The sequence below is a fragment of the Actinoplanes lobatus genome (genome assembly GCF_014205215.1).
Classification (GTDB): domain Bacteria; phylum Actinomycetota; class Actinomycetes; order Mycobacteriales; family Micromonosporaceae; genus Actinoplanes; species Actinoplanes lobatus.
Genome location: NZ_JACHNC010000001.1, coordinates 7199700 through 7212015, shown reverse-complemented (window position 1 = coordinate 7212015; position 12316 = coordinate 7199700). Strand labels below are relative to the sequence as shown.

The 12316-nt window shown below is 69.0% G+C and carries 12 protein-coding genes; 8 read left to right on the top strand and 4 right to left on the bottom strand.

What is annotated here, in order from left to right; all coding sequences use genetic code 11:
* Positions 1-46 precede the first annotated feature (46 nt).
* On the bottom strand, positions 47-685 hold the full coding sequence (locus BJ964_RS32905; RefSeq protein ID WP_188124299.1) for a LysE family translocator: 639 nt from the start codon (positions 683-685) through the stop codon (positions 47-49).
* A 126-nt stretch (positions 686-811) separates the two neighbouring features.
* Here BJ964_RS32905 and BJ964_RS32900 point away from each other — a divergent pair, with 126 nt between their 5' ends.
* The gene (locus tag BJ964_RS32900; protein ID WP_188124298.1) at positions 812-1684 is read left to right on the top strand and encodes an RNA polymerase sigma-70 factor; all 873 of its coding nucleotides are present in this window, start codon (positions 812-814) and stop codon (positions 1682-1684) included.
* Between the two features lie 78 nt (positions 1685-1762).
* Complete coding sequence (locus BJ964_RS32895; RefSeq protein ID WP_188124297.1) at positions 1763-2893, top strand: NAD(P)/FAD-dependent oxidoreductase; 1131 nt, start codon at positions 1763-1765, stop codon at positions 2891-2893.
* Here BJ964_RS32895 and BJ964_RS32890 read toward each other — a convergent pair.
* Positions 2832-3269 carry a helix-turn-helix domain-containing protein gene (locus tag BJ964_RS32890; protein WP_188124296.1) on the bottom strand — a complete coding sequence of 146 codons (438 nt, stop codon included), beginning with the start codon at positions 3267-3269 and terminating at the stop codon, positions 2832-2834. The two genes, BJ964_RS32895 and BJ964_RS32890, sit on opposite strands and share 62 nt — an antisense overlap.
* Positions 3270-3628: 359 nt before the next feature.
* On the opposite strand from BJ964_RS32890, the gene BJ964_RS32885 reads away from it, so the two are divergent.
* Complete coding sequence (locus BJ964_RS32885; protein ID WP_188124295.1) at positions 3629-4825, top strand: PP2C family protein-serine/threonine phosphatase; 1197 nt, start codon at positions 3629-3631, stop codon at positions 4823-4825.
* Between the two features lie 211 nt (positions 4826-5036).
* A complete protein-coding gene (locus BJ964_RS32880) occupies positions 5037-7295 on the top strand; it encodes a catalase (RefSeq protein WP_188124294.1) in 2259 nt (752 codons plus the stop codon).
* A 58-nt stretch (positions 7296-7353) separates the two neighbouring features.
* On the opposite strand, the gene BJ964_RS32875 is transcribed toward BJ964_RS32880, so the two are convergent.
* A complete protein-coding gene (locus BJ964_RS32875) occupies positions 7354-7590 on the bottom strand; it encodes a CDGSH iron-sulfur domain-containing protein (RefSeq protein WP_188124293.1) in 237 nt (78 codons plus the stop codon).
* A 217-nt stretch (positions 7591-7807) separates the two neighbouring features.
* Between BJ964_RS32875 and BJ964_RS32870 the strand changes: the two genes are divergently transcribed.
* The 4 genes from BJ964_RS32870 (at position 7808) to BJ964_RS32855 (ending at position 11958) form a co-directional block, all read left to right on the top strand.
* On the top strand, positions 7808-8239 hold the full coding sequence (locus tag BJ964_RS32870; protein WP_188124292.1) for a hypothetical protein: 432 nt from the start codon (positions 7808-7810) through the stop codon (positions 8237-8239).
* 344 nt (positions 8240-8583) lie between these two features.
* Positions 8584-9156, top strand: a complete 573-nt coding sequence (locus BJ964_RS32865) for a LysR substrate-binding domain-containing protein (RefSeq protein ID WP_203832913.1) — start codon at positions 8584-8586, stop codon at positions 9154-9156.
* 88 nt (positions 9157-9244) lie between these two features.
* Positions 9245-10651, top strand: a complete 1407-nt coding sequence (locus tag BJ964_RS32860; protein ID WP_188124291.1) for an FAD-dependent oxidoreductase — start codon at positions 9245-9247, stop codon at positions 10649-10651.
* Positions 10648-11958 carry an NtaA/DmoA family FMN-dependent monooxygenase gene (locus tag BJ964_RS32855; protein ID WP_188124290.1) on the top strand — a complete coding sequence of 437 codons (1311 nt, stop codon included), beginning with the start codon at positions 10648-10650 and terminating at the stop codon, positions 11956-11958. The genes BJ964_RS32860 and BJ964_RS32855 overlap by 4 nt, the downstream gene beginning before the upstream one ends.
* Before the next feature lie 49 nt (positions 11959-12007).
* Here BJ964_RS32855 and BJ964_RS32850 read toward each other — a convergent pair whose 3' ends face one another.
* Positions 12008-12280: a TauD/TfdA dioxygenase family protein gene (locus BJ964_RS32850; RefSeq protein WP_268248049.1), complete on the bottom strand. Its 273-nt coding sequence runs from the start codon at positions 12278-12280 to the stop codon at positions 12008-12010.
* Between the last annotated feature and the right edge of the window lie 36 nt (positions 12281-12316).

Here is a 12316-nt window from a genome sequence, read left to right as displayed (position 1 = left end):
CCGCACGGTCTGCGTGAAGTATTTGTACTCGCGATCGGCGGCTAACTCAGTCCTTGCGTCCGGTGACGGCCACCGTGACGCCCAGACCGATCAAGGTGAGCCCACCGATACCGCCGACCAGGGAAAGCCGTCGTGGTGAGCGGGTGAACCAGTCCCGTGCAGTGGCCGCGGCCAGACCCCAGATGCTGTCGGAGACCACGGCAATGACGTTGAAAACCAGACCGAGCACCAACATCTGCACCCCGACATGACCCTGGCTACGGTCGACGAATTGCGGCAGCACAGCCAGGAAGAACACGATGGTCTTGGGGTTCGACACACCGACCATGAATCCCTCCCAGAAGGTGCGCAGGCCGCCGCTCGCCGCTCGTGCGTCGGCAACGGCAGCCTCCAGCGAGTCGCGCTCCCGCCAGGCTTTGACACCGAGGTAGATCAGATAGGCAGCGCCCGCCAACTTGAGCACAGTGAATACGACGACCGAACGTTCGACGATGGACGCAGTCCCCAAGGCCACGGCCACGACGAGCAGGTAGGCGCCAAGCGTGTTGCCTACGACCGTGGTCAGCGCGGCGCGGCGCCCGTGTGCCAGCGCCCGCCCGACCACGAACAACACGCTGGGTCCAGGCATCAATATCAGCAGGAACGACATGGCCGCGAAAGCGAGCAAGTGATCGGCAGACACCATGAAAATGAGGAAAGCACGGGACGTGCCGACACCTCCAGCAGATTACTGTCCGCAGTCACGTCGTGGCACATGTGAATGCCCTCGCTTCGGCCATGTGAGGATCCTGCCGCTGGCTATGGTGTGGGCATGATCCCGGAGCGGCTGCAACGGTTCGAGGCCAACCGTCGGCGCCTGTTCGGGGTGGCCTACCGGATGCTAGGGGAGGCGTCCGAGGCGGAGGACGTGGTCCAGGACGCCTACCTGCGCTGGGAGCGCCATGACACAGCGGTTTCGCCGGAGGCATGGCTGACCAAGGTGGTCACCAACCTGTGCCTGGACCGGCTCACCTCGGCGCGGGTGCGGCGGGAGAGTTACGTCGGACCGTGGCTGCCTGAACCGGTGATCATCGATGGTGACGCACTCGATCCGATCGAGACCGTAGAACAGCGGGAGTCGCTGTCGATGGGGATGCTGGTGCTGCTGGAGCGGCTGACACCACCGGAACGGGCCGTGTTCGTACTGCGTGAGGCGTTCGGCCACAGCCACCGTGAAATCGCGCAGATCCTTGAGGACAACGAGCCGCATGTGCGGCAGTTGTACCGCCGGGCGCAGCGCCATGTCGCCGCGGCGCGGACGCGGTTCACCGCCGAGCCGGGGCAGCATCGAAAGCTGCTGGAGCGGTTCTTGGAGGCCACCTTGAGCGGGGACGTGCCGGCACTGGAGGGGATGCTGGCCGAGGACGTGGTGGCCTGGGCCGACGGTGGCGGCAAGGCGACGGCGACGCGGCGTCCGCTGGCCGGCAGGCAGGAGGTCCTGCGGCACCTGCTCGCGCTGACCAGGTATTCACCGCGGATCCGCATGACGCCGGAGGTGGTGAACGGCGAGCCCGCCGTCGTGCTGTACCTCGACGGCCTGCTGTCCGGGGTCACCGTTGTCGAGTTCGAGGGCGACCGTATCGCTGCGATCCGTACCATAGCGAACCCGGACAAGCTGGCTTTCCTCAAGAAGCAGAAAATCTGATTGTTTCTCTGGTTGTTGTCACGAATCACGTCCCTCGCCCGTTCATCCGGTGCCGAACGACGAAGGGACACCACGTTCATGAACACCCCGCACATCGCGGTCCTGGGCGCCGGATACACCGGTCTGGCGACCGCCCAGCTGCTCGCCAAACGTACCGGCGCGACCGTCACACTGGTCAACAACCGTGACCGGTTCGTCGAGCGTATGCGCAACCACCAGCTCGCCGGCGGCAAGCAGGTTCGCCACCTGCCGTTGCACGACCTTCTCAGAGGCAGCCGCATCCGGCTGATCATCGATCAGGTCACTCGCATCGACCTGCAGGAACGCCAGATCGAGCTGGCAGGCGGCGTCCCACCGATCGACTACGACCTGCTGGTGTACGCGCTGGGCAGCCACGCCGACACCGATGCCGTCCCCGGCGCGGCCGAGCACGCCTGTTCCGTGGCCGTCGCCGAACAGGCCGAACGGCTCCGCGATCAGATGCGCACCGCCGGCACGGTCGCCGTCGTCGGCGCCGGGCCGACCGGTCTGGAGACGGCCACCGAACTGGCCGAAAGCTATCCCGACCGTACGGTGCGACTGGTCTCCCGAGGAGCGCTGGGCGAAGGGCTGTCCTGGCACGGCCGGGAATACCTGCACCGGGCCCTCGACCGCCTCGGCATCCAGGTATGGGAGAACGCCGACGTCGCCAAGGTCGACGCGGACGGACTGTTGCTGGCGGGTGGCGATCACATCGGCGCCGACGCGGTGGCGTGGACCGCCGGCTTCAGAGTCCCGGAACTGGCACGCGAGGCCGGCCTGGCCGTCGACGAACGCGGACGCATGGTCGTGGACGGAACCCTGCGCTCGCTTTCCCACCTCGAGGTCTACGGCGTCGGGGACGCCGCGGCCGCACACAACCAGGACGGGCGGATGCTACGCATGGGCTGCGGGCCCGGAAGCCTGGCCGCCGCGTGCGCCTTCCACGCGATCACCGCCCGCCTGGCCGGACGCACCCCCGCCCCACTACGCGCAAAGGACGACGCACTGTGCATCAGCCTCGGCAGGCGTGACGGCATCCTCCAGCCCACGGACCTCGACGGCAACCCGCACGGGAAGGTACGCACCGGCCTCCCGGTGGCAATGCTCAAGAACTTCGTCCTCCAAGTCACCGGCCGATACACACCTCGTTACCCCAACCTGGTCGTGGCCGGCGCCAGGCAAGGATGAGACCTAGAACAGGCACCTCCCCCAGCGCCGCCATGAGCTGGCGCACCGCTGGGGTGACGCGCTCCAGCGGTGCTCGCCGGACGCCGGCCCGCCGCCGGGTCCCACCGGCCAGATCGTGCAGGTGCCTGCGCTCCGTCTCGTCGAGTCGCAGCGCCGCGGCGATGGCGTCCAGAACCTGCGCCGAGGCATTCGAGAACTGCCCCTGTTCGAGTCTCGAATAGTACGAGGCACTGACTCCGGCAAGCAGCGCCAGTTCTTCCCGGCGCAGCCCGCTCACCCTCCGCCGGTCGCCGTAGGTGGCCAGACCGACGTCCTCCGGCTTCAGCTGTGAGCGGCGGGTCTGCAGGAACTCGCCGAGCTGTCGTTTCGCGTTCACGTCACAAAGTATTTCGGCCTGCCGGGGACGCTAACCACACCTTGCCAGGGGTACGTTCCGCGGAGCGCCCATGGTTACCGGGTCCGGCCGCCCAGGAAACATCCGGGCCAGTACCTCCAGCCTCTATGCTGCTCTGACACCTGGCACCGGGAAGGTCATCGGTTGCCCGGAATATCACGAGTGTGCTGTCGGGTAGAGCGGCACTGGTGTGGTGCCCGCCCCGCCGGCTTGGTTCGTGCCCGCGTCTTCGGCACACCATCATCATCGTCCGCGGTTTTCGGCGTGCCCCGCACCCCGGCCGATATGCTCGATCCACACGTGCTCGCGGCCGCTGATCACAATGTGAGGCGGAGGTGCTGGTGGCCGATCTGCTGCGGCTGCTCAGTCGGCTGCTGACCGCTTCGCATCATGCCCGGCCCGAAGATGTCGCGGCCGCAATAACGCGGTTCGCACCTCTGGTCAACGCGCGGGAAGTGGTCGTCTATCTCGTTGACTACGACCAACGACAGCTACGACCACTGCCCGGTCCGGAAGCTCCCGCCAGAGCGCCGATCGCCGTCGACGGCACCCTGCCCGGACGGGCATTCGCACTGACCGAGATCTACGAGACCAGAGACGAACACGCGCACCGTCTGTGGGTGCCACTGCTCAACGGCACCGAGCGCCTCGGCGTATTGGAAGCCGTCACCGATGCGATATCCGACCAGCATCGGCACGACCTCCCGCTGGTAGCCAGCCTGCTGGCCGAGCTGGTCATGACACGGCGTGCCTACGGCGACGCGGTTGAGCTCACCCGCCGCCGGCAACCGATGCAGCTGGCCGCTGAGGTGTTGTGGAATCTCCTGCCACCATTGACCTTCATCGGCTGTGACATCGCGGTCAGCGCCGTGCTGGAACCCTGCTACGACGTCGGTGGTGACGCCTTCGACTATGCCGTCAACGGCGACATCCTCCGCCTGGCGATCTTTGACGCCGCCGGGCACGGCCTCGACGCCAGCACGATCACCTCGCTGGCGATCAACGCCTACCGCAATGCCCGCCGCGGCGGGCTCGACCTGGCGGAGATCTACAACTCCGTCGACGGCTGGATCGCCCGCAAACACCCGCACGCCTTCGTCACCGCAGTCCTGTGCGAACTCAACGCCGCCACCGGCGCACTACGCCGGATCTCCGCCGGACATCCCGCCGAACTACTCCTACGCGATGGAAAACTGGTCACGGAGTTCGTCGCGCCCACCGCGCTACCCCTGGGACTCGGTCGTCGGTTCGGGCGCAGCCCCACGGTGACGGAAGAGACCTTGCAGCCGGGCGATCGCATCCTGCTCTACACCGACGGCGTCATCGAAGCCCGCACGCTCGACAACGAATTCTTCGGCACCGCCCGACTCGTCGAGTTCATCACCCGTGCCCTGGCCGATCAACTCTCGGCGCCCGAAACCATGCGCCGGCTCGTTCACGCCATCCTCGATTACCAAGACGGACAACTGCAGGACGACGCCAGCGCGGTCCTCGTCGAATGGCAACCGACGGCTACCTCCGGCTCGCCGCCGTACTAACGGGCGCGAGGTCGCCGCTGACACGTCGCAGCGCGCCAGGCCAGCCTAAGCGTTACGTGCCGCTCCCAGGCGCCCCCGTGCGGGCGATGTCGCGCGAACTACAAGATTCGCCGGCGGCGGAATGCGCAATTCCGCTGCCTGGCGGGCGTGAAGATTGACCCGCTTTGTGGCGGGTATCCGCCAGACGCTCACCGAGCGGAAGGAGACCGGGATGGTCCCGCGCAAGCCCGTCGAGAAGGTCGAGGATGTCGTGGAGAACGCCGCGGCCAAGGTGGCTGATGCGCTCAGCTCGCATGTGCCCGGCGCGCCGGGCAGCGGCACGCCGACGGTGGAGGAAGTGACCATCCCGCACGACCCGCTGCCCCCAAAGGGCGAGCAGGGCACACCGGACACTCGTACCCCCACCGGCGCCGAGACCGGCGCCGCGCCCACCGCGAACGGGCAGCAGGGCGCCTACCTCACCACGGCGCAGGGAGCGCGGCTGCGAGACACCGACCATTCACTCAAGGCCGGTCCGCGCGGTCCGGTGCTTCTGCAGGATCACCACCTGCGCGAGAAGATCACCCACTTCGACCACGAACGCATCCCCGAGCGGGTGGTGCACGCTCGCGGAACCGGCGCGCACGGATCGTTCACCTCGTACGGCACTGCGGCGGGGCTCACCCGGGCGGCCTTTCTGAAGAAGGACGCGCAGACACCGGTCTTCGTCCGATTCTCCACCGTGCTCGGCTCCCGCGGCTCGGCCGACACGGTCCGTGACACACGCGGCTTCGCCACGAAGTTCTACACCGACGAGGGCACCTTCGACCTGGTCGGCAACAACATCCCGGTCTTCTTCATCCAGGACGCGATCAAGTTCCCGGACATCATCCACGCCGCCAAGCCGCACCCGGACCGCGAGATCCCGCAGGCGCAGAGCGCGCACGACACGTTCTGGGACTTCGTGTCACTGCACACCGAGGCGCAGCACCACACGATCTGGAACATGTCCGATCGGGGCATCCCGCGCTCCTTCCGGACCATGGAAGGTTTCGGGGTGCACACCTTCCGGCTGATCAACAACGCCGGAGAGACGGTGCTGGTCAAGTTCCACTGGAAGCCCAAGCTCGGCGTGCACTCGCTGACGTGGGAGGAGGCACAACTGATCTGCGGTGTCGACCCCGACTTCCACCGTCGCGATCTCTACGACGCGATCGAGGCCGGCGCCTACCCCGAGTGGGAACTTGGCCTGCAGGTCTTCCCGGACACCCCCGAGGAGACGTTCGCGGGGATCGACCTACTCGACCCGACCAAGATCGTTCCGGAGGAGTTGGCCGAGGTGCAGCCGGTCGGCCGCCTCGTGCTCAACCGCACGCCGACCAACTTCTTCGCCGAGACCGAGCAGGTCGCCTTCCACCTCGGCAACCTGCCGCCCGGCATCGACGTCACCAATGACCCGCTGCTGCAGGGCCGGCTCTTCTCCTACGTCGACACGCAGCTGACCCGGCTCGCCGGGCCGAACTTCCCGCAGATCCCGATCAACCGCCCGCACGCCCCGGTCAACGACATGCTGCGCGACGGCTTCCACCAGCAGGCCGTCCACGCGGGAGTCGCGCCCTACCGGCCCAACTCGCTCGACGGCGGCAACCCGTTCGAGGCGGGCGACGCCGAGAACGCCTTCGTCGACGTGCCGGTCCGGGTCGCCGAAGCACCCAAGATCCGGGCCAACCCGGTCTCCTTCGATGACCACTTCAGCCAGGTCCGCCTCTTCTGGCAGAGCATGTCGCCGGTGGAGAAGGAGCACATCATCGCGGCATACACCTTCGAACTCGGCAAGTGCTACGAGCAGGCGATCAAACAACGACAGCTGCAGTGCCTGGCCAACGTGGACCCGCTGCTGTGCGAGCAGGTCGCGGCCGGTCTCGGAATGCCCGTGCCGGAGCCGGCGCAGCCGGTTACCGAGGTCACCCCGAGCCCGGCGCTGTCCCAGATGGGCCAGACATGGCCGGCCGACGGCCGGATCGTCGGCATCGTCATCGGCGATGAGGAGCCCGACGGGGTGGCCTCGGTGCGGGAGGCGTTGATCGCCGCCGGCATGGTGCCGCTGATCATCGCGCCGCACGGCGGGACGATCGGCACAGTGACCGCGCAGCGCACGTTCGCCACGGCACGGTCCGTCGAGTTCGACGCCTTGCTGCTCGCCGCCGCGCCGCCGCCCGCCCCGGACGCGCTACCTGCCCGCGACGCCAAGGCCGCAGCCGCCGACGACGTCACGGTCGACCCGCGCGTGCTGCTGATGGTCGACGAGGCGTGGCGGCACGCCAAGGCGATCGGTGCCTGGGGCGACGGCGCATCGGTTCTCGATCAGGCCGGCATCATCGGCACGCCCGGTGTGATCGCCACGGAGTCGGGTCCGGAGACTCTCGACGCCGTCGAGCGGTTCCTCGGCTCCCACCGGGTCTGGCAGCGGTTCTCCACCTCCATGGTATGACCACCATGCCCGCACCGGCACGGCACCGGCGTCGAACGTGGCGGTGTCGGCGATCCGGTCAGGCATCTTGGGGGTCGCCGGGCCGCGCGGGCGGGAGGTCGCGTCCGGCGCCGGCCTTGAACCGGAACGTCTTGTGGGTTCCGTCGCAGAACGGTTTGTCGGCGGATCTGCCGCACCGGCAGAGCGCGATGGTGTCGCGTGCCGGGTCGATCGGTTCACCCTCCGGGGTACGCAGCTCGAAGTCACCGCGCACGATCAGCGGGCCGTCCTCGTACGGTGTGATGGTCGACGACATGATCGCCTGAGTTTCCGTTCCCGGCGATCCAAACGGGCATCCACCCGATCATGAAGCTGCCAGCACCGCGCGGACTTCTGTCCAGCGCCCTGAAGACTTGTCGCCGATCGCGAACGTGGCTGGCCTTCTCACTGCGGTTCGGTCGGCTCGGGAGTTGCCTCGAGAAGGGGTGACCTGTAGCGGCATCCAGTATGTCGTTCACGGTGCAGGTTGCCGGATGACTGCCGATGACGGGCGGGAGTCGATGTCGATCTCGTTGTCGATCCGTGAGTTCCTGGTCGCGGTCGCCGCGAGCCTCGGGTTCCTGGCAGGGCTGGGTTCGGAGAACATCAGCCTGGTCTGGGTCCTCAGGCTTCTGCTCGGTGGAGTGATCGCCGCGCCGATCGCCCCGTGGCTCGTGCGCCCCATCCCACCGCGGGTGGCGGGCACCACGGTCGGCGGTCTGATCATCCTCACCAACGCCCGCTCGCTGCTGCGCAGCGACTGGATCGATGCCTCCGACGGCGTCCGGTACGGGTTCCATCTCGCCATCGCTGTCGTCTGGCCGGCCGCGTTGACGTACACCGTCCGCGAGTACCGCCTCCACCGCGACGAGGACCGGAGCGCCGTGGCGGAGGCGGAGGACCGCGCCGCTGCCGTCGCCTCGTGATGGTCGCCGTCGGCTACCGCGCCGACGGGCCCGGCGACTCGGCCGGCTGACAACGCGCCGCGATCCCCGCTGCTCGCCATCGTGGAGGTGGCCCGTCCGGTCGTGGCCGAGCCGCCGCTCCGCGCCATAGCCTAGTAGTTACATAGGTAAACTAGGTTATGGCGCCGGTGCGTGGGATATTGATTCTCGTGGAGCGCGCGAACCTCACCAGCCGCCGGCAAGCCGGCCGAGGCGTCATCGGCGGCGCGTGATGCTCGACCTTCGCCGCATGATGCTTCTCAACGACCTCGCCGAGCTCGGCACGGTGACAGCCGTGGCGGAGCGACGATCCATCACGACCCGACCTGCAGATCGAGGTCCAGCAGTCCACCAGCCCCGAAGCCGTCCGGCTGCTGCGACAGGGCGAGGTCGACATCGCCCTGTCCTGCCGGTACGACTTCCGCGCCGACGAGCCATGGGGCGGGCTCACCGGCGAGCACCTGCTCCACGAGCCCCTGGTCCTGATGGCGCCGTCGTATCTCCACCTGCGGATCCGCGGCCGCGGCCTGGCCGCGCTCGCCGACGAGCCGTGGGTCACCGGCCGGCGCGACTCCGGACTCGACACGGCAGTCATGCGTGCCGGCCGGTCCGGCGGATTCGTTCCCCAGGTCAAACACCGGGTCATCGGCGCACCGAACGTCTGCGAACTGGCCGCCACCGAGGTGGCCGCCGCGATCGTCCCCCGGCTCGCCGTTCCGGCGCACCTGGAGGGGCTCATCGTCGAGGGACCTGCCCTCGGAGGGCGGACCATCAGCGCGGTGGTCCGGGAGGGCCGCCACCGCGACCCCAACATCGCCTCCGTCCTGCGGATCCTTCGCACCGTCGCGGACGACATCGCCCCGTCTCTGCGCACCAGCCGATTCGTCATCGCCTCATAGACCAGGAACAGATCATCCGTTACGCGCAACGGGCGCCCCTCGACGTCCGTTCAGCGGCCCATCGCCGACAACCGTGGAAAGGAGCCTCGTGAACGCCGATCTACTGGCGAGCGAATCACTGCGTCTACTCGGAGACGACCCGGCCGGCTGGGTGCCGCCGACCGACGGCGCCGACCACGACGTGGCAGTCGTCGGCGCCGGGCAGAGCGGGCTGACCATCGCGTACGCGTTGCGCCGCGCCGGCATCACCCGGGTCACCGTGCTCGACGCCGCCGACGACGAACAACATGTGGGCAGCTGGGCGGCGAAGGCCCGGATGTTGCGGCTGCGCACGGACAAGAACCTCGTCGGCCCCGAGCTGGGCAATCCGGCGCTCGGCTTCCGCGCCTGGCTCGAGGCCCGCGACGGTGCACAGGCGTGGACAGCGATCGACCGGGCCGCCACCGCCGACTGGATCGCCTACCTGCGATGGTTCCGGCGCCAGGTACGAGTACCGGTCCGGCACGGCGTCCGCGTGCTGAGCATCGAGCCGGACAGCTCCGGCCGCCTGCGCCTGCGCCTTGACGGCGTGGACACCGTCGAGGTCGCCCGCAAGGTGATCCTGGCCAACGGCGTCGAGGGCACCGGTGGCCCCCGCATCCCCGCGGAGGTGGCCGGCCTGTCCTCGGCGGTGTTCGCGCACACCGGACACCATGTCGACTTCGCCGCGCTGCACGGCCGTACCGTCGCTGTTCTCGGCTCTGCGGCCTCGGCCTTCGACGCCGCCGCCACCGCGCTCGAGGCCGGCGCGGCCGAGGTGCACCTGTTCTCCCGACGCGCCGACCTGGCCATCGTGCGGCCCGGCGGCAAACCGCCCGCCCTCGCCCTGTTCGACACCTTCCACCTGCTGCCGGCCGCCGAACGATGGCGTCGCCGTTTCGCCTTCACCGCCAGCACCCCGCTGGACTCGGTGCTGCGGGCCACCGCCCACCCGAACTTCCGGATCCACCTGGCCGCGCCCTGGCAGCGCACCGCCGAGACCGGCGGGCAGGTCGAGGTCACCGCCGCCGACGGGACACACACCTACGACTTCGTGATCGCCGGCACCGGGTACCAGCACGATCCCGCCACCAGGCCGGAGCTCGCCGGGATCGCCTCGAAGATCGCCCTGTGGCGGGACGTGTACGAACCCCCGGCCGAGTCACGCTCCGAGTATCTCGGCGCCTTTCCCTACCTCGGACCCGGTTACCAGCTGACCGCCCGTGACCCGGACGACGGGTGGCTGTCGCAGATCCACGTGTTCAACGCCGGAGCGAGCCAGAGCTTCGGACTGCCGGTCGGCGATGTGCCCAGCCTGCGCTCCGGGGTGACCCGCCTCGTCGACGCCGTCACCCGCGACTTCGTCCTGGCGGACCCGCCCCGGCCCACTCCCCCGGCGCCGCCGTCGCGCGACGAGTACGCCCACGCTGTCTGGACACCACACGCCGAACCGGTCGCCACAGGAGAAGCCGCATGACCACACACCGCCTCTATCTGAGCGTCGCGCTCAACAGCACCGGCTCCGCGGCCCGCTCCTGGGCCGCACCGGGCACCCGCTGGAACCGGTTCGCTGACTGGAACCACTACCTGCGTTCGGCTCAGCTCGCCCACGAGGGCGTCTTCGACATCGTCTTCGTCTCCGACCACCCGGCCCTGCAACGCGACAACACCTCACGGCCGATCCACAGTTTCGACCCGACCGTGCTGTTCTCCGCGGTGGCCGCGACCGTACCCGACATCGGGTTCCTGCTCACCGCCTCCACCTCGTACAACTCGCCCTACAACCTGGCCCGCCGGCTGGCCACCCTCGACCACATCTCCGGCGGCCGGGTCATCTGGAACGTCGTGTCCAGCTTCAACCCGGACATCGCCGCGAACTTCGGGGCGGCGCCGCTGCCCGAACGAGCCGAGCGGTACCGGCGCGCCGAGGAGTTCCTCCAGGTGGTCAAGGACCTGTGGCTGAGCTGGGACACCCCGGCAGGACCGGCGCCGCAGGGCGCGCTGTGGGACGAGACGACCGCGCGGCGCATCGACCACCACGGCGAGTTCTTCGACGTCGCCGGCCCGCTCAACGTGCCGATCGGGCCACAGGGCCACCCGGTCATCGCCCAGGCCGGCGCCTCCGACGCCGGCATCGACCTGGCCGCCAGGCACGCCGACATCGTGTACGCGTCCCTGCTGCACAAGCAGTCCGCGTTCGACTACCAGGCCCGGCTGCGGGAGCGGGCGCTGGCGCACGGCCGCGATCCCGGCGACATCCGGCTGCTGCCGGGCCTGACCGTCATCCTGGGTGCGACCCGCGAGGAGGCGTACCGCAAGCACGAGGCGCTGCACGGCCGCCGCGGCGAGGACGGCCTGATCGCCGACTTCCTCCGGCGCAACTGGGCCGTCGACCTGGACGCCCGGATCGATCCCGACGTTCCCCTCGATCCGGCGCTGTTCGCCTACACCGAGGACCAGAAACGGCCGGTCGGCTTCGTCAAGTCGTTCGCCGAACTCGCCGCGGCCGAGCCGGTCACCCCGCGCCAGCTGGTGCGCCGCGTCGAAGGCGGCCACCGCTTGGCCGTCGGCACGCCGCGCGAGGTCGCCGACACCATCCTGGACTGGTGGAGTTCCGGTGCGGTGGCCGGCTTCAACATCCACATTCCGGTACTGCCCGACGGCATCGCCGAGTTCAACGAGAAGGTCATCCCGCTGCTGCAGGAGGCGGGCGCCTTCCCCACCGCCTACGACGGCTCGACCATCCGCGAGCGGCTGAAACTGCCCGATCCGCGTAGCCGCTGACACGAAGGCGCCCCGGCCGTCGGCCGGGGCGCCTTCGCTCGCGGACCGGTCAGTTGCCGTGGAACGGCTCACCGGAAACCGGTTCGGACTCCCGGCCGTCCACGCCCTTCGGCACGTCACCTTCCAGGGCCACCCGGTAAAGGACCCGGTCGTGGCCGAGATGGCCGGCGTCAGCGATCGCCAGGTGCGCGGTGGCCCGGTTGTCCCAGAACGCGACACTGCCGGCGGCCCACCGGAAACGCACCGTGTACTCGGTGCGGGTGGCCTCCGACCACAGCAGATCGAGGATCCGCTCGCTCTGCGCCGGGGAGAATCCGCGGATCTCACGCGCCCCGCTGGTGAAGCCCGGGCTGCGAAC